The 17,350-nt window shown below is 41.8% G+C and carries 15 protein-coding genes; 11 read left to right on the top strand and 4 right to left on the bottom strand.

Going from position 1 to position 17,350, the window contains the following annotated elements; translation table 11 throughout:
- The first annotated feature begins 37 nt into the window (after nt 1-37).
- The 3 genes from fumC (at nt 38) to ACMFL8_RS11085 (ending at nt 3,846) form a co-directional block, all read left to right on the top strand.
- A complete protein-coding gene (gene fumC / locus ACMFL8_RS11095; RefSeq protein WP_413191005.1) occupies nt 38-1,441 on the top strand; it encodes a class II fumarate hydratase in 1,404 nt (467 codons plus the stop codon).
- Nucleotides 1,442-1,535: 94 nt separating this feature from the next.
- Complete coding sequence (locus tag ACMFL8_RS11090; protein ID WP_413191004.1) at nt 1,536-2,363, top strand: TdeIII family type II restriction endonuclease; 828 nt, start codon at nt 1,536-1,538, stop codon at nt 2,361-2,363.
- Nucleotide 2,364: 1 nt separating this feature from the next.
- On the top strand, nt 2,365-3,846 hold the full coding sequence (locus tag ACMFL8_RS11085; protein WP_413191003.1) for a DNA cytosine methyltransferase: 1,482 nt from the start codon (nt 2,365-2,367) through the stop codon (nt 3,844-3,846).
- A gap of 113 nt (nt 3,847-3,959) precedes the next feature.
- Here the strand turns inward: ACMFL8_RS11085 and ACMFL8_RS11080 are convergent, their stop codons facing one another.
- From ACMFL8_RS11080 to ACMFL8_RS11070, 3 genes are all read right to left on the bottom strand, one after another.
- Nucleotides 3,960-4,772 (bottom strand): MipA/OmpV family protein, encoded by an 813-nt coding sequence (locus ACMFL8_RS11080; protein WP_210540246.1) that lies wholly within the window; start codon nt 4,770-4,772, stop codon nt 3,960-3,962.
- Nucleotides 4,773-4,887: 115 nt separating this feature from the next.
- A complete protein-coding gene (locus ACMFL8_RS11075; RefSeq protein ID WP_413191002.1) occupies nt 4,888-5,865 on the bottom strand; it encodes a rhomboid family intramembrane serine protease in 978 nt (325 codons plus the stop codon).
- Nucleotides 5,866-6,103: 238 nt separating this feature from the next.
- A complete protein-coding gene (locus ACMFL8_RS11070) occupies nt 6,104-6,418 on the bottom strand; it encodes a glutaredoxin family protein (protein ID WP_201592420.1) in 315 nt (104 codons plus the stop codon).
- Between the two features lie 196 nt (nt 6,419-6,614).
- On the opposite strand from ACMFL8_RS11070, the gene mtgA reads away from it, so the two are divergent.
- From mtgA to ACMFL8_RS11040, 6 genes are all read left to right on the top strand, one after another.
- On the top strand, nt 6,615-7,301 hold the full coding sequence (gene mtgA / locus ACMFL8_RS11065) for a monofunctional biosynthetic peptidoglycan transglycosylase (RefSeq protein ID WP_010196335.1): 687 nt from the start codon (nt 6,615-6,617) through the stop codon (nt 7,299-7,301).
- Nucleotides 7,302-7,754: 453 nt separating this feature from the next.
- Entirely contained in the window at nt 7,755-9,980 is a 2,226-nt protein-coding gene (gene ppk1, locus ACMFL8_RS11060; RefSeq protein WP_413191395.1) for a polyphosphate kinase 1, read from the top strand.
- A gap of 360 nt (nt 9,981-10,340) precedes the next feature.
- Nucleotides 10,341-10,511, top strand: a complete 171-nt coding sequence (locus ACMFL8_RS11055; RefSeq protein ID WP_413191001.1) for a hypothetical protein — start codon at nt 10,341-10,343, stop codon at nt 10,509-10,511.
- Nucleotides 10,512-10,596: 85 nt separating this feature from the next.
- Nucleotides 10,597-10,860 (top strand): hypothetical protein, encoded by a 264-nt coding sequence (locus tag ACMFL8_RS11050; RefSeq protein WP_413191000.1) that lies wholly within the window; start codon nt 10,597-10,599, stop codon nt 10,858-10,860.
- An 83-nt stretch (nt 10,861-10,943) separates the two neighbouring features.
- The gene (locus tag ACMFL8_RS11045; RefSeq protein ID WP_413190999.1) at nt 10,944-11,300 is read left to right on the top strand and encodes a hypothetical protein; all 357 of its coding nucleotides are present in this window, start codon (nt 10,944-10,946) and stop codon (nt 11,298-11,300) included.
- Between the two features lie 125 nt (nt 11,301-11,425).
- Nucleotides 11,426-11,626, top strand: a complete 201-nt coding sequence (locus tag ACMFL8_RS11040) for a hypothetical protein (RefSeq protein WP_413190998.1) — start codon at nt 11,426-11,428, stop codon at nt 11,624-11,626.
- A 316-nt stretch (nt 11,627-11,942) separates the two neighbouring features.
- Here ACMFL8_RS11040 and ACMFL8_RS11035 read toward each other — a convergent pair whose 3' ends face one another.
- Nucleotides 11,943-12,710: a tRNA-(ms[2]io[6]A)-hydroxylase gene (locus ACMFL8_RS11035; RefSeq protein ID WP_413190997.1), complete on the bottom strand. Its 768-nt coding sequence runs from the start codon at nt 12,708-12,710 to the stop codon at nt 11,943-11,945.
- Nucleotides 12,711-13,301: 591 nt separating this feature from the next.
- Here ACMFL8_RS11035 and ACMFL8_RS11030 point away from each other — a divergent pair.
- On the top strand, nt 13,302-15,500 hold the full coding sequence (locus ACMFL8_RS11030; protein WP_413190996.1) for a malate synthase G: 2,199 nt from the start codon (nt 13,302-13,304) through the stop codon (nt 15,498-15,500).
- Nucleotides 15,501-16,128: 628 nt separating this feature from the next.
- Nucleotides 16,129-17,175: a porin gene (locus ACMFL8_RS11025; RefSeq protein WP_413190995.1), complete on the top strand. Its 1,047-nt coding sequence runs from the start codon at nt 16,129-16,131 to the stop codon at nt 17,173-17,175.
- Nucleotides 17,176-17,350: the final 175 nt, after the last annotated feature.

The following is a 17,350-nucleotide window of genomic DNA, read 5'->3' as shown; positions in this document are numbered from 1 at the left end:
TACCGCATCCGTTAACGAACCAGCAAAGAGGGTAGTTATGTCGACACAGAATCAGGCAACTCGTACCGAAAAAGACACCATGGGCAACGTAGAAGTCCCAGCTGACGCTTATTGGGGTGCACAAACCCAGCGTAGCCGCGAAAACTTCAAAATCGGTGGCGAGACTTTGCCACGTCCAATGATTGAAGCAATGGCATTGGTCAAAAAAGCCGCTGCGATTACCAACGCTAGCCTTGAGCGTATCGAAGATGACAAGCGTGATTTAATCGTACAAGCTGCTGACGAAATCATCAACGGTGGTCTAACGGATCAGTTCCCATTGGTTGTATGGCAGACGGGTTCTGGTACGCAGTCAAACATGAACATGAACGAAGTATTGGCCAACCGTGCCAACGAAATCGCTGGTTCTGAGCGCGGTAGCTACACACCAATTCACCCAAATGACCATGTAAACCATGCACAGTCTACCAACGACAGCTTCCCAACAGCGATTCGTGTGGCTGCTGCTCGTCAAATCAACAGCTTGTTGATTCCTGCGGTAAAAGCACTACGCGACACATTAGCGGCTAAGGCCAAAGAATTCGATAGCATCGTAAAAATCGGTCGTACCCATTTACAAGACGCGACGCCTTTGACGTTAGGTCAAGAGTTCAGCGGCTATGTCAGCCAACTTGATCACTCATTGGTACGTATTGATAATGCGTTACAAGGCCTATATGAATTGCCACTAGGTGGTACTGCAGTTGGTACGGGTCTAAACGCCCATCCTGATTATGCAGTAAAATCAGCTGAGCAACTAGCGACTTTGACTGGCTTACCGTTTGTCACCTCACCGAACAAATTTGAAGCACTAGCAGCTCGTGATGCTGAAGTATTTGCCTCAGGCGCACTAAAAACGCTAGCAGCTAGCTTGAACAAAATCGCTAATGACGTACGTTGGTTGGCATCAGGTCCTCGTTGTGGTCTAGGCGAATTGACGATTCCTGAAAATGAGCCAGGCTCTTCTATCATGCCGGGTAAAGTAAACCCAACTCAGTCAGAAGCATTGACGATGGTTGTTGCTCAAGTCATGGGTAACGATGTGACGATCAGCATGGCTGGCGCATCAGGTAACTTTGAGCTAAACGTGTATAAGCCAGTTATCGCGTTTAACTTGTTGCAATCTATCAAACTATTAGGTGATGGCTGCAACAGCTTCAATGAAAACTGTGCCGTTGGTATTGAGCCAGTAAAAGATAAAATCGATGACTTCTTGCATAACTCATTGATGCTTGTCACGGCATTGAACCGTCATGTTGGTTATGAAAACGCTGCGAAAATCGCTAAAACTGCTTATAAAGAAAACAAAACCTTGAAGCAAGTTGCGGTTGAGTTAGAATTGCTAACTGAAGCTCAGTTTGATGAGTGGGTAATTCCTGCTGATATGGTACATCCTAAGTAAGTTACTAAAGACTTTTTAGAATAGAAAAAGACCTTGTTGTGCAAACTGACGAGGTCTTTTTGTAATGATGAAGTTATTCAAAAGGAATAAATGAATGACAGATAGCAATGTAAAGGAAGGTATCAATAAGGTCATTACAGAATTAATGGATAGAGTAATGAATAGGGTTTTGAGTACAGACCCATTTATTAAAGAAGAACATCATTCAAAGAAACCATTGTATGCTGCTTTAGTACCAGATGAAATATTCAAAGGGTCTCATTTTGAAAGGCGCTTTGTAACACCTTTTGGCGGTGTATGGGAAAGGTTAGCTGAAGTAGTAGCTGGAGAATATCATGGGCATTGCGAGACAGGTACTCATGTTAATGGTGAAATAGGAGCAGAAAGGCTACGTAGGATTCAAGAAGTACTGAATGGACTAGAACACAAGGGAAAAGATCGAAGTCTACCTAACTGGAAGGGTGAGTTGCAATACATTCTAGAAGGTGGGGGCAAGTTGATACCAATATCAGTAGTTTGCGATGTTGTGATTGATAGTATAAAAACAAAAAAAACTTATGCATTCGAGATTAAAGCACCTCTTCCTAATAGCGATCAAACTAAAGTTAGTAAGGAGAAAATGTTTAAGTTATTGGCCATGCAACCTCCAAAAGTGGATTTCGCATTTTTTGCCCTGCCTTATAATCCTTATGGCAAAAAAGCAAATTATAATTGGGCGTTTCCCAAAAGATGGTTTGATATGAACAATGATGAGTCCGTCTTAATCGGAGAAGAGTTTTGGGACTTAATTGGCGGAGAGGGTACATACGAACTTTTTATTGATGAAATTAATTCGTTAGGTAAAAACTATAAAGAGCGAATTTATCGTGAGTTTTTAGGTATCGAACCGCCTGAAAATTATAAAGAGGATATACTGCATTAAAATGGGAACATCAAAAATCAAATTTATAGACTTGTTTGCAGGCATTGGTGGCTTCAAGATGGCTCTCAATGCTAATGGTGGCGAATGTGTAGGCTTTAGTGAAATTGATAAAGACGCTATTGAAACATACTGTGAAAATTATCGTGTTAGTCCAGCCTTGAATTTTGGTGATATTCGGAAAATTGAAAAACTACCTGAGCATGATTTGTTGACAGCAGGAGTTCCTTGTCAAAGCTGGTCTATTGCAGGAAAAAACCTTGGCTTCAATGATGACCGTGGTCAGTTATGGAATGACACGATTTACTTGCTTAACCAATCGCAACCTAAAGCTTTTATTTTTGAAAATGTAAAAGGATTAGTTGATCCCAGAAATAAGTCAGCACTTGAGTACATTCTCAAACGTATTAAGCAAGCTGGTTATTATGCGAATTATTATATTCTCAATTCACATGATTATGGAGTAGCACAAAACCGTGTCCGTATTTATATTGTTGGGTTTCGTGAAAAACAGTTTTTTGATAAATTTAATCCTCCTCGAAATGTCGAGAAAAAAGTTGTCTTAGCAGATATACTAGATTTTGATCTCCCTGAAATTGAAACCGATAACGAGCAAGTGGACTTATTTGGTTTCAGTGAAAAAGCAAGCAAACAAATGAGTCTTTCAAGTAAAAATGGCTACAATGATTACTTTTTATTTAATGATTTACGGAATGGCGAAACCACTATTCATTCATGGGACATCCTTGATACGACTGATAGAGAAAAAGATATATGTCTATTGTTATTAAAAAATAGAAGAAAGAAACAGTTCGGTTTGCTGGATGGTAACCCTCTCTCATTAGTACAAATACAAAAAATTGATCCTAGTATCAAATTTTATGAACTAGAAGATTTAGTTCATAGGGATATTTTAAAGAAAGTTCTTTATAGATTTAAAGTATTAGCTTGCTGTGATACCGACTTGACCGATAGCGAAGCTGAACTCTTAAACTTTGCTCATGATGGTGTACTGCAATTAGACATCCTAAAAACACAAAATTCCTTAAGATTAAATAGTAGATCACTTTCAGGGTTGCTTTCTTCTTTAATCAATAAAGAAGTGGTTAGTTGTATTGAGGAAAGATATGAGTTTAAAAATACAAAGATTAGCAGTGGAATAGATGGTATTAACCGTATATTTTTACCTACTTCAGATGTCTTCCCAACTCTTGTGGCTAGTGACACGAATGATTTCGTCGCGCTCAAACACGTAGATAGAGAAACGAATGAAAGTTATAAGAAAAAGTTCCTAGAGGAAGTTTATTTCACTAAACAGTATAGAAAAATAACTAAGGAAGAAGCCTGCCTAATACAAGGTTTCCCAAGAAATTTTAAGCTGCCAGAAAGTCGTTCAAGATGGATGAAGCTAATTGGAAATAGTGTATCTGTTCCTGTTGTAAGTTCACTAATCGATTCTATTGTTTCAACGGAAGTTTTTGATTGATTGTAAACTCAACTGAGTTGTATTATTTATATAGGCTTTATTATATATAGCAGTAAAAAGACCTTATCGCATTACGCGACAAGGTCTTTTTATTGTCCAAAATCTAATCTCAATTAGAACTTATAAAGCAAACCAAGCGTCGTCGCGGCTTCAGTACGTGAGTCTACCATTGGGCTGTCGTATTGCTCAGTCGGCAGATAACTTAGGCTTTGACTGGCGAATCCTGCCCAACGCTCATTGAAATCGTAGTTGGCACTAATATTGATATAAGGATTTAAGCTCGAATTAGATTTATAAGCAGCAACGCCCGTTTCTGCTGATTCTTCTTCACTGACGCCATAATAGTATTCATTATAGTCAGCATCATAATACTCAAAGCCAATGCTTGGATAGACCGTTAGCTTGTCTTTGGTGATTCTGGCAAGGTAGGTCAAGCGCGCCGTGTTACCACCACTACGATCTAACACGTCAGCTCCTATTTGAGCACGGAAACCACCGACAGGGGTACGGCGCTGATAGCTAAGCCCTGCTTCTGCTGACGACTTACGTTCATCAAGACCTTGAAGCGCGCCATTGGCATCATCAGGATCAAACTCGCTGCCCGCAAGCTTGGCATAAGCAGACAACTGATTCACACCATCATTGATTAGATATGCACCCGCTTGAGCACCGCGCACATAAAACTTATTATTGTCATAAAATGCACCCGGCAGCACCCGCACTTCGGTGCTGTCTTCTAGATCATAGGCTGACTTGACCGCCATGACGTTAACACCAACGCTTAGCTCAGCATCTGGATCAGCAGGTAAGTTTTTATTAAAAAAGGCAGCATTTGACATGCTGGCAACACTAAATAGGGCAGTAGCTATTAAGGTGTTGAGCAAGGTGCGCGTAGAGATAGTGGGTAGCACTGAAGATTTAAACATAATCAAGTCTCGTAAGTAGGTAAAAATAGCCGGATAACAATAGAGGAATAAGAAAAGCCAAAATCAGATGTCTGTTTTTGTGAGCCGTTTAATGATCATAGATAAGTGTCAGCATTTACTCAATAGCTTTTAGCACTTGCACTATCTGCTGATGAATATCTTGCCACCACCAGACAAAGCCAATGCTTATGAGTAACATCACCAGCCATGGCAATAGTTGCCAAATGAAGGCGGGTTTGACCGCTGTTTTTTGCTCGATTGTTTCTTGATCGATAATGTGGACACGATTAGCGTTCGTATTTATAGGTAAGTTTACACCAGTGTCGTCATCAAAATGAGCATTATTATCCAAATCAACGTTGCTTATCGTTGACTGATCGATATAGCTGGTTTGGTAATCATTTTGGGTGGTTTGAGTATTAGCTTGATAAGGGCTCTGGTTGATAGCGACTGTCTGCATGATGGCTGCCATACGCTGACGATGGACGATTCCGATTGCCAGTGCAATGATCAATCCAGTAACCGCACCGCCAATATGACCAGCATTGTCAATGCCCGGAACAGCAAAGCCATACACCAAGTTGATGCCCATAATAAGTATCAGGCTCTTTAAATTGAGCACTAAGCCATTGACCGATATTTTAAATACAGCAGCTATTAATAATGCCGCACCGATACCCATGATACCGCCAGAGGCACCAGCCGATATTCCTGGCTGTCCAGTCCCTTCCAAAATACCTTGCCACGTCACATAGCTGTTAAGTAAATTGCCACCGATGGCTGCCAATAAAAACAACGCCAAAAACTTAGCAGAGCCAAACATCGGCTCGGCAACTTGTCCAAAGAAATACATGGCAAAGCCATTAAACAATAAATGCATGAGGCCAATATGCAAAAACGCACTGCTCACCAATCGCCATGGATCGTCGCCCATGGTAAAAGGTAAGGCGTTAGCACCCCATTTAAGCAATGCCTCAGTCGATGGATTATTGGCATCGACACCTGTCAGCACCTGCATGATGAATAGTCCAATAAAGCTGACTAATAGCAGGGTAGTCACGGGTGCTGTTTTTAAAAGCTGTTGAATGGTCATAAAAGCTAACTATCAATTCAAAAGGTGACGTAGAGTATAAAGGGTATGATCGGATCATGTCAGTCAATGGCATGTTATTAGCGATATCAAAAACTCATATGACGCTTTATAAGTAAGTGCATCGTATAGGCTTTCAATATTAATGTTTTATGTCTTGTGCCTCATAAACATTTTAGTGTTGGTGCTTCATGACGCAGTGTTACTTGATGACGGGATAGTAATTATCCTATGGCAGATACTATGACGCCAGCAGCTGCTGTAAGTCCATGACTGAAAACGGATAATCCAGACGCTGCGTCTTTGTCAGTAGCACCGGAATGCTAGTGGCAAATTCCATCATCAGAGATTCATCAAAGTCGGCGATATCGACATACTGGTAGGTAAGTGGCTGTACTGCTTGAAACTGAGTCAGCAGCTGCGTCGCCACGTCACATAAGTGACAGCCGGTCGTTCCAAGTAACCACCATTGATCAATATTTTCAGTGTTCCCAAGATCAGGGCGTGCTGCAATAACACGGTTCCGTAATGTTTTTATACTATTATCATTATGCATGTTTCTACTCTTATTGTATGCCTTCAAAATACTTGTTTAGCGTTTTTAAGCCGACACATCAATGTGGCTTAGCGGTTATGACATGATAAAGAAGTGGGGTAAATAATGACAGCGATTGTGAGATTAGGTAAGATGAGCTGCTGTTTATGATTATCAATTTTATCTTATTACTTCTTTAACCACTCGGATATCGCGCATGGCAAGTTTTGGCACATTCATTAAACGACTGTTATTGGCAATTATGTTATTGGTCGTCGCATTCCATATTTTAATAGTTGGGCTACTATTAATCTGGAAAACACAGCCGATTAATAACAGTATGTTTATGTTGACGCATCGCTTAACTGGCGGCACGGTCACTCAGACGTGGGCTGAATACGATGCTATCGCCAAGTCAGCCAAGCAAGCAGCGATCGTGAGTGAAGACTCGACGTTTAGTCAGCACAGTGGCTTTGATTTTAAAGGTATCAAAGCGGCGCAAAAGAAAAACGAAGAGACGGGTAAGATGTCGGCTGGCGGCTCGACCATCACTCAGCAGTTGGCCAAAAATCTATTTTTGACGTCGCATCGTTCTTATGTTCGTAAAGGCGAAGAGGCCATCATCACTGTGATGATTGAAACGCTGTGGGACAAGCAACGTATTATGACCGCTTATCTTAATGTCGCCGAGTTTGGCAATGGTATCTATGGTATTGACGCAGCAGCGCATCACTATTTTGATAAGTCTGCGGCCAATTTGAATCGAGACGAATCAGCACTCCTCATTGCGATGCTCACCAATCCAAAGTATTACGAAGACAATCAAGGTGACAGACGCTTACGTAACAAGCAGCGTATTATTAAAAAACGTATGAAGAATGCAGTATTGCCGCAAGCGTCTTAATCGACATGTGCTGGTGGTGGTTTGCTGAATGATAAATACAATTATAAATAGCACGATAAACGAATGACATGATCAATAGTCACGTGGCTGCAATGATAGGACGTCACTATTATTAAATTTACTATTATGAATGCCATTATATACACTATAGATAGGTCAATATAAAAAGGATACAGCGAGGCTGGGATAATTTTTTGCAGCCTCTGTCGGTGTAGGCACAGCAAGCAAGAAAAATTTGTACCAGCCTCATACGATAATATCGTGTATCTACTTTATTCAGTATCAAAATATATAAGCATCAAAATATATAAGCGTCAAAATACAGCTTTTCAAAAAAGTTAGGAATAAAAAAGATAGCTGATGACAGTAAAGACAAATTACTCATTGATGATAAATTGATAACGACAGGGGAATAGCGGTATGGCAGATATGAATAATCAGAACGACAGTGTCATGACTAACGACAATACCGATGTTAACGACCTGAATATACACCAAGTGACGCAGCTTAACGCAGCCGATAGCGCAACAGAATCTAGAACAGAACAGCTTAGCCAGCAGCTGACTGACATTGCATGGCAGCGCTCAGAAGATGGCAGCTATTCGCCCAGTAGTTATATCAATCGTGATTTGTCCTTATTACAGTTTCATCTGCGGGTCTTAGCGCAAGCCGCTAGTCCTCACCATCCTCTACTTGAGCGCTTGTTTTTCTTAATTATTTTTTCATCCAACCTCGACGAGTTTTTTGAGATTCGTGTTGCGGGTATCATGCAAAAGCTCAATATAGGTGACGTATCGACCAGTGCTCATGGGATGCGTCCTAGTGAAGTGCTAAACGAGATATCCGTTATCACGCATGATGCCATCGCTGAGCAGTATCGTATTCTTAACGAAGACATCTTGCCTGCGCTCGCCAAAGAAGACATTCGATACCTAAAACGCGATGAGCTGAATACTGAGCAATCAGCATGGATGAAGCGCTATTTTACAGAACAAGTCTCACCAGTGCTGACACCCATTAGCATTGATCCTGCGCATCCGTTTCCGAGGTTGGTGAATAAAAGCCTCAACTTTATTGCCACTTTAGAGGGCAAAGATGCCTTTGGTCGCGATATCAATCTTGCGATTGTCCCAGCGCCACGTAGCCTGCCACGGGTCATTCGTCTGCCAGATGCGCTGACTGGTGGTAAAGAGCACCATGTCATGCTGTCCGCCATCATTCACGAGCACATCGGTGAGCTGTTTCCAGGTATGCAAGTGACAGGCTGCCATCAGTTCCGCCTCACGCGCAATGCTGATTTGGACTTAGCAGATGATGTCGAGGATATTGCCAAGGCATTAGAAGGCGAGCTTGAAAACCGCCGCTTTGGCGACAAAGTACGGCTTGAGGTGACGACTGATTGCCCAACACCGATTAGCGATTATCTTCTCAATGAATTTGAGCTACATGACAATCAGCTATACCGTGTCAATGGTCCAGTGAACTTAACGCGCTTGCTGTTTGACTTTAATATACCCAAGCTGCGCTATGAGCCTTTTACCCATATTGTGCCAAAACCCTTTCGCCGTGAGCTGGATAAGCTTGATAAAAGCACCAGTATATTTTCTGCCATGCGCAAAGGTGATGTCTTGGTACATCATCCCTTTCATGCATTTTCACCGATTATCAATCTACTTTGGGAAGCGGCCAGTGACCCCAAAGTATTGGCGATTAAACAAACCTTGTACCGATCAGGCACCAATTCAGAAATCGTCAAGGCGCTGGCTGCTGCTGCCCGCAATGGCAAAGAAGTCACGGCTGTCATCGAACTACGCGCCCGTTTTGATGAAGCGTCCAATATCGCTGTCGCCAATTTTTTACAAGAGGCTGGGGCAGTGGTGGTTTACGGGATCGTCGGCTACAAGACCCATGCCAAGCTGATGCTTATCGTGCGCCGCGAAGACGACCGCATTCGCCGTTATGTGCATCTCGGCACCGGTAATTATCATGCGGCCAATGCCAAAGTCTATACCGACTATGGCTTGTTCAGCGCTGACCCTGATATCTCAGAAGACGTACATAAAATTTTTCAAGAGCTGACAGGCATGGGCAAACCTGCCAATCTAAAAAAACTGTTGCACGCACCATTTACGTTGCACGAAAAGTTAATGAGCTTTATCGATGATGAAATCACTCATGCCAAGGCAGGCAAGCGTGCGCATATTATTATCAAAGTGAATGCTTTGACCGAACGTCGTCTGATCGATAAGTTATATGATGCGTCGCAGGCAGGCGTCAAAATAGAATTGATTTTGCGCTCCATGTGCTGTCTGCGTCCACAAGTAAAAGGCCTATCTGAAAACATCACCGTACGCTCAGTCATCGGGCGATTTTTAGAGCACACGCGCGTTTATTACTTTTATAATGATGGTGATGAGCGCTTGTATTGCGGCAGTGCTGACTGGATGGATCGCAATCTATTCCATCGTGTCGAAGTCGCTTTTCCGATTGAAGATAAAAAACTGTTCAAGCAGGTTTATCAAGATGGGCTGCTCAATTATCTACAAGATAACGTCCAAGCATGGCTACTTAATGGCGATGGGGCGTGGCAGCAAAGTCAACCAGCCGCCGATGAAGCACCACATATTGCCCAAGATCATTTGCTACGGGTAATCAATCACGTCGGTGAGCCAATATAGACGAAGGTTTTGCTTATATTGTTTGCTAATGCTGTCATTTAACAGCATTAGCCCTATAAAAGCCCTATGATTTATTGAACCAAGCGCTGGCTACGACCGACGCTTGGTTTTTTTGCGCTCGGATAAGTTACAAACTGTCTGGTAACCTCACATTTATTCACATATTGATACGGCAGTACACTGGTGCGCTGTTGGTTGGCTTAACTATAATTGATGACAGTTCTACCGCTATTGCAAAGATATTTTTAATAAAAATCATACCGAGATGCTTACCTTTGTAGAATGTTATTCAATTTTACAAAGGTAAGCGTAAAAAGAATGGCTGGTTTACTAAACAACGATAATAATAGGAATTGCACCATGAGTAACACTAACAACGATACTTCAGACATTAAAAAAGCAGCTAATCAGGCAGATGATCAACAAATCGAGAAAAACTTAAATGAAGATAAAAAGGTAGATGCTCCTGAAGAGTTGAGCAAAGAAGAGCAAACCTCTTTTATTGATGATGAGTTACGGACAGACAAGTAAGCAGCAGTTTGAACGATATCAATAACAACGATATCAATGACTATGTTCAATGAAGAATTAACACTATAAACGCGAGGGACACGCTATGACAGTCAATACAGAACCAAATAACAAAGAGAAAGTATTGGTCGATGATCCCGTAGCATCGGAACCGAAAAACACTAGAGAAAATACCAAAGACAGTTTTGAAGGTCGAAAACACGAACCTGATATCGATGGACCACAGCAGGATTCACAGGAAACAGACGAGATATATTCCGACCCACGTGAAGAAGAGAACTTACCAGCAGGTGGCAAAAACGTGGCGGATCTCAATGCTTATGATTTGAGCAAAAATAACAACACCTAGTATTTGCATGACTGCTTGGTATTTTCTATTAATTAAAACGCTAACATTATTCGTTGGCCTCCTAACACGATAAGGACATGACTATGCAACCGCAAGATCCTGCGTTAAGTAGAACTGCAATTGATGATACTAATGTTGAGGCAATGCATAAAGAACCCGTCAACGACCATGACGACGTTGAAAGCCATACCAATCAAAACAAAGGGACTGATACTTTAAAGGAAGAAGTCGTTGATTCAGAACATGTGAATGACGATGACAATCCTGCACGCCAGCCTGACCGCCGTGATCAACAAGGCAGCAGTCCGTTTGATGACAATGTTAACGAAGACACCGTGGGCAGTGAAGCGCCAAAAAGTGAAGGCATCACAGACATGAATAGATATGCCAATATTGACAATGCACAAACTCGCGTCTTAAACCCAGACGAAAAAGACTGAAAATCTGATTTTAGCTAGAGCGTGTTGAATATTAGACCACGGCAATGACTGATCAAAGCTTGAGTTGGACAATATGAGTTAGAAAATAATTATTGTAATAATAACTATTATAACAAGGAGTGGTGATGAATAACTCAAATGATAGGGCTGACACCGATAACCTTAAGCTCAAAGATGCGGATGATAATAATGGTATCGTCCCTGATGATGCACTACAAAAGGCAAATCCAGCCGCTGCAGAACAAGCGACTGACGATCATGATCCGCATAATGTTGCGAAAAATAACAAAAAGTATGACAGCCCGCTTATGGAAGATAAGAAATAGTCATAACTGACCATTATATTCTGTACAGACAAATAAAAAAGCTAACACTAGGCATCGTTTATGAGACTAGGGCGTGTCCTCATTTTAAAAATGGTGATAAAAATGAGATAAATTGCCGTCAAACAAGGAAAGTAGCGCAAAAAATATCGAGATATTGATAAGCTATTTGACGATGTTTGGCAAAATTTAGCCATTTTTAGCCCATTTAGAGAGTAATTGATTGAATTGAGGACACGCCCTGATGTTGGCTTTTTTATGCGATCGATATGGGTGCTTTTATATAGCGCTTATTTAACAAAATCTGCCAGCTTAAACGCTAAGCAGGGGTGCCGCTGTGAAAGCGCAGCTCAGTATCAGGACTGGATATCAACTCTGCTTCTACTGCTTTAAAAAATGCGACGCGCTCATCGATATCATCATCAGATAGCGATTGTGCCAATGCTAAATAATCTTCGAAATGGCGGCTTTCTGACTTCAATAAGTAGCGATAGTATTTTGCCAAACGCTCATCGTCGATGACGTCAGAAAGCGCAGCAAAGCGCTCGCAAGAGCGTGCTTCAATGAATGCCCCAATGATTAGCACGTCGACCATCGCTGCTGGCTCATGAGTACGCTTGTGCTTGAGCAACCCTTTGGCATAACGCCCCGCACTCAGATATCTCCACTCTTGCCCGCGCTCATGCATGATGCCGAGCACTTGCTCATAATGCAGCATCTCTTCACGTATCAGTTGTGCCAATTTGCGCTGCAAATCATACGAGAACTCATAGCGGAATAATAGATTCATCGCTGTACCAGCCGCTTTTTTTTCGCAGTTGGCATGATCTTGAATGATTAATGGTACATCCGCAGTAGCCGCATCTACCCACGCCTGTGTGGTTCGCGAGCCCAAAAAGTCATAAACAGCGGATAGGTCAACCTTAATAGGGGTGCGCAGTTGTGCGATATCGGCACTCTCTTTTTCTATACGGTCTTTTTCTACACTGTTTTCTTCTATATTGTCTTTGTCTATAACGTCTTCTACACGGTTGTGGGAAGCAACGTCATCTTTGCTGTTGCTGGGTTTCATATTTTCTTTATTCATAGTCTTTGCCATAGTGGAATGTTAAACACTTTTTAATCAAATATTAAAAGTTAAATAGATAACCGTTAAGCATAAATGGAGGCTGTAATGATTACTTACAGTTTATACTGAACGTATAACGGCCTAGCTCTAAAGTATGGATTAATGCCCCTAGAGTAGATGGCTCATAGAGTATCATTATTATACAGCCTAAGTATTTACTTAGTGAATGGCGTTTCCTTGTTTATTTTATTATTTGATAGTAGGATGAGATTTTGCTTTTCAGGCATTTTGTCTTACTATTGATTATCATTTAGTAGCGGCTAATGCGCATTATATCAACTGCCAATCCTGTATCAAAACACAAGATTTATAGGCCAGATCTTCTTAAAGACGGTCCAAAAACCATAGATGCTACATTAACCAGATGTTGTATCAAACAGATATCATATGAGCAGCTGCCCGATTATAGCTGACAGTACATACTGTTATGTTTGCTATTTATCCACTGTAAAGCAAACTAGGCACAAATGCTGCAAGGGCACACGTTTTCCAACCATTAGAGTAGCAACTTAGCATTAACACACCTCACGAACAGATAAGGATAACAATATGAGCCAGTCTTCTAACGCCAACCGTGTTCAAAAAGGCATTCTTGCCATCGACCAGCAGATGTATGACTTTATTGAAAACGAAGTGCTGCCGAAAGTCGGTGTTGATTCAGAAAGTTATTGGTCAGGTTTTGAAAAAGTCATCAAAGAATTTACTCCGCGTAATAAAGCGCTGCTAGAAACTCGTGACAAGATTCAAGCGCAGATCGATCAGTGGCACCTGCAACACCCTGCCAAAGACGGCGAAATTGATTACCCTACTTATAAAGCATTCTTAAAAGAGATTGGCTATCTGTTACCAGAAGGCGATGATTTTAAAGTTAGCACGCAAAACGTTGATGATGAGATTGCTCATATCGCAGGGCCACAGCTGGTCGTGCCAGTCCGAAATGCTCGCTACGCACTCAATGCGACGAACGCTCGTTGGGGCAGCTTATACGATGCTTTGTATGGTACTGATGTCATTAGTGATGATAATGGCCAAGAAGCGAAAGGCGGCTATAATCCGACTCGCGGTGCGGCAGTTGTCGCCTATGCCAAATCATTTTTGGACGAGCATTTTGCCTTAGCGTCAGGCTCATATAACGATGTGACCGGCTTTAAAGTGGTCGATGGCAAACTGGAAATCGTCCAAGGCGATAGCAGCACTGAGCTAAAAGATACCGCCAAATTTGTTGGTTTCGTTGGTGAGGCTGAATCTCCTACTGGTATTTTATTAAAAAATAACGGCTTACATGCTGAGATTCAAATCGATGCCAATCATCCGGTCGGTAAAGATGACCCAGCAAACATCAAAGATGTACTATTAGAATCAGCGATTACGGCGATTCAGGATTGTGAAGATTCAATCGCTGCTGTCGATGCAGAAGAAAAAGTAGAAGTATATCGCAACTGGCTGGGTCTAATGAATGGCGACTTGCAAGAAACCTTTGAAAAAGGGGGCAAGACCAGCACTCGTAAGCAAAACCCAGACCGCGAATATAACACCCCAGACGGTGGGAAGTTGATCTTGCCTGGTCGTTCACTATTACTTATTCGTAATGTCGGTCACTTGATGCAAAACCCTGCAATCTTAGTAGATTTGGGCAATGGTCAAGAACAAATCTTTGAAGGTCTAATGGATGGCTTGATTACGCCACTATTAACGCTAAATGATTTGAAAGGTCAGAACGAGCTATCAAACTCACGTAAAGGCTCGATGTATATTGTGAAGCCAAAAATGCACGGCCCTGAAGAAGTCAAAATGGCCAATGACTTGTTTAACGCTTCAGAAGATTTATTAGGGCTAGAGCGCAACAGCCTTAAAATCGGCATCATGGATGAAGAACGTCGCATGACGGTTAATTTGAAAGAAGCCATTCGCCAAGCAAAAGAGCGTGTTATCTTTATCAACACCGGCTTCTTAGATCGCACGGGCGATGAGATGCATACCAGTATGAACGCAGGGCCTTTTGTCCCTAAAGGTGACATGAAGTCACAAGCATGGCAGCCAGCCTACGAGCAGTGGAACGTCGATATCGGTCTGGAGACTGGCCTACAGGGTGTCGCTCAGATTGGTAAAGGCATGTGGGCGAAGCCTGATGAGATGAAAGAGATGATGGATACCAAGGCCGCTCATCCTAAGTCTGGTGCGAGTACGGCGTGGGTACCATCGCCAACAGGTGCAACCTTACACAGCATGCACTATCATCAAGTCAACGTCGCTGATGTACAGGACAGCCTAAAATCACGTGAGCGTGCCAGTTTAGACGATATCTTGACCATCCCATTGGCGAAAGACACCAACTGGACAGACGAAGAGAAACAGCAAGAGCTTGAAAACAATGCTCAGGGCATCTTAGGTTACGTCGTACGCTGGGTAAACCAAGGCGTTGGCTGTTCTAAAGTCCCTGACATCAATGACGTTGGTCTCATGGAAGATCGTGCGACCTTGCGGATATCGAGCCAACACATTGCCAACTGGTTGCATCATAACGTCGTGAGCGAACAGCAAGTGATGGATACGATGAAACGTATGGCAAAAGTCGTCGATGAGCAAAATGCAGGTGATAGTGACTATCAGCCAATGGCAGATAACTTTGAACACTCTTATGCGTTCAAAGCGGCTTGTGATTTGGTGTTTAAAGGTCGCGAGCAGCCAAGTGGCTATACTGAGCCACTATTGCATCAAGCGCGTCTTGATCTCAAAGCAAATGCCTAAAACGATAGGTTAAGTATCATGTTTGCTCATGTAACCTAAGTGCTATTTAAGCCTTTGGGCGTGATCAGGCATTGATGCATCTTACCCGTTTGTGACTGTCATATGTGTCAGAAATATGACAAACAGTTCTTTATGAGCGCTATTTATTTATCAATAAGTAGCGCTTTTTTTGGGTCAATGTATCGTATTTATTACCGCCAATTAATATTATCAGTAATGATATTAATTAATGGGTATCGTATCTATTTGAGTCGATAGGGGTTTTTTCATAACGGTTCAAATATGACAAAGCATTTGTTATTCGATAGTAGATGTATCGAAAAAGCAAAAAAAAATGTTGCAAATTATGTCAAAGTTGTTATGCTTGTATTCGAAGTATGAGTTTGGTAACGGATGTTACGCAACGGAGTGATAAAGACCAAAGATTACATGGCAGTTACGTTCTAATCCCAGTCATGTGAGTCATGGTTTTTTTTGTCTTATTGTAGTAGAAATTCGCCACACTTGTTTTAGACCAATCTCGGTAGCCAGTTACACATTATATCTTTGAGGATTTGTGACGATACCATTATGGGCGCCGGCTAATCATAGCTTGCTCATTACTACAATTGTAAAGTGGAGATACCCCATGAAAAAACTACTTTTAGCTACAGCCATCGCAGCCCTATCTGTATCTGCAGCCAACGCAGCACCTACTGTCTATGGTAAAGCTTTCGTTACTGCTGACTATGTAAATGCTGAGCGTGATGGTAACGATGATCAATTCGACGTAGACAGTGATTCAGTACAAATCAACTCAAACATTTCACGCCTTGGTTTTAAAGGTTCTGAAGCAATGACTGCTAACACTGATGTTATCTATCAGTTAGAGTATGGCATTGCCATCGATGGTACTGATGACAATATTGGTCTTAAAAGCCGTGATACCTATCTTGGTCTAAATAACAAGCAATATGGTCAATTCCGCTTTGGTCGTAACTACTCAGTAACTGACTACATCAACAACGTTACTGTTACTGAAGGTTTTTGGGATAATTTAGGTGTTAGTAATCTTGATATGGAAGGCGATGTTCTTGATGCTGTAACTATGGCTGATGGCGGCCGTGTCAATGACTCTATCGTATGGATTGCCCCTAAATACAACGGCTTGCCTTTAGAGCTTGCTCTACAGTACGGTGCAGACGAGCGCTTTGTAACTGACAGTGGCGACCGTGACAGTGGTTATGGTGCTTCATTGATGTTTGACCAAGGTACAGGCTTCACTGCTGGTGTTGCTTACGAAAAAGACATGAGCCAAACTGGTGATCTTTTACGTGGTAGTGCTACCGTTGATCTAGGTAAATACATGGCTTATCCAGTTATGTTAGGTGCAATGTATCAAGTAGCTGATTTCGATGCCGGTACTGAAGATGAAAAAGGTCTAATTGTAAGCGCTGAAATGGGTCTAGCTAACTTTGCTCGTCCAGCATCTGTATATGTACAGTACAATGGTACTGAAAACTTAGCTGGTGTTAACAACCGTGACTCAGACCAAGTGGTTGTAGGTGGCAAATATAACTTTAAAGACAACATGATTGCTCATGCTTATGTTGGTAACAACTCTGCTGAAGACAAGAATAGTAATACTGATCTTGACGTATTCGCACTTGGTGGCGGTCTAGAATACTTATTCTAGTATCACACTCAAGTAGATAGTATAAAAAGACTCATCCTTCGGGATGAGTTTTTTTATGCGAAAAAAGAAAGTAGCCCTTCATTGTAATCAGTCTTAAAATAGATAGTTACAGGCATGTAAATTTTGTTCTTTCATCTTACTGTAATATTTGCTTGATAAAGTAGTGTCTAAGCCG

The organism is Psychrobacter sp. AT9, assembly GCF_047272965.1.
Lineage (GTDB): Bacteria > Pseudomonadota > Gammaproteobacteria > Pseudomonadales > Moraxellaceae > Psychrobacter > Psychrobacter glaciei.
This window is presented reverse-complemented; position numbering and strand designations above follow the sequence as displayed.

What these genes read in the sequence shown, in the direction of transcription:
- fumC (WP_413191005.1), top strand. Translation starts at nt 38, where the DNA reads ATGTCGACACAGAATCAGGCAACTCGTACCGAAAAAGACACCATGGGC.
- ACMFL8_RS11090 (WP_413191004.1), top strand. Translation starts at nt 1,536, where the DNA reads ATGACAGATAGCAATGTAAAGGAAGGTATCAATAAGGTCATTACAGAA.
- ACMFL8_RS11085 (WP_413191003.1), top strand. Translation starts at nt 2,365, where the DNA reads ATGGGAACATCAAAAATCAAATTTATAGACTTGTTTGCAGGCATTGGT.
- ACMFL8_RS11080 (WP_210540246.1), bottom strand. Translation starts at nt 4,772, where the DNA reads ATGTTTAAATCTTCAGTGCTACCCACTATCTCTACGCGCACCTTGCTC.
- ACMFL8_RS11075 (WP_413191002.1), bottom strand. Translation starts at nt 5,865, where the DNA reads ATGACCATTCAACAGCTTTTAAAAACAGCACCCGTGACTACCCTGCTA.
- ACMFL8_RS11070 (WP_201592420.1), bottom strand. Translation starts at nt 6,418, where the DNA reads ATGCATAATGATAATAGTATAAAAACATTACGGAACCGTGTTATTGCA.
- mtgA (WP_010196335.1), top strand. Translation starts at nt 6,615, where the DNA reads ATGGCAAGTTTTGGCACATTCATTAAACGACTGTTATTGGCAATTATG.
- ppk1 (WP_413191395.1), top strand. Translation starts at nt 7,755, where the DNA reads ATGACTAACGACAATACCGATGTTAACGACCTGAATATACACCAAGTG.
- ACMFL8_RS11055 (WP_413191001.1), top strand. Translation starts at nt 10,341, where the DNA reads ATGAGTAACACTAACAACGATACTTCAGACATTAAAAAAGCAGCTAAT.
- ACMFL8_RS11050 (WP_413191000.1), top strand. Translation starts at nt 10,597, where the DNA reads ATGACAGTCAATACAGAACCAAATAACAAAGAGAAAGTATTGGTCGAT.
- ACMFL8_RS11045 (WP_413190999.1), top strand. Translation starts at nt 10,944, where the DNA reads ATGCAACCGCAAGATCCTGCGTTAAGTAGAACTGCAATTGATGATACT.
- ACMFL8_RS11040 (WP_413190998.1), top strand. Translation starts at nt 11,426, where the DNA reads ATGAATAACTCAAATGATAGGGCTGACACCGATAACCTTAAGCTCAAA.
- ACMFL8_RS11035 (WP_413190997.1), bottom strand. Translation starts at nt 12,710, where the DNA reads ATGAATAAAGAAAATATGAAACCCAGCAACAGCAAAGATGACGTTGCT.
- ACMFL8_RS11030 (WP_413190996.1), top strand. Translation starts at nt 13,302, where the DNA reads ATGAGCCAGTCTTCTAACGCCAACCGTGTTCAAAAAGGCATTCTTGCC.
- ACMFL8_RS11025 (WP_413190995.1), top strand. Translation starts at nt 16,129, where the DNA reads ATGAAAAAACTACTTTTAGCTACAGCCATCGCAGCCCTATCTGTATCT.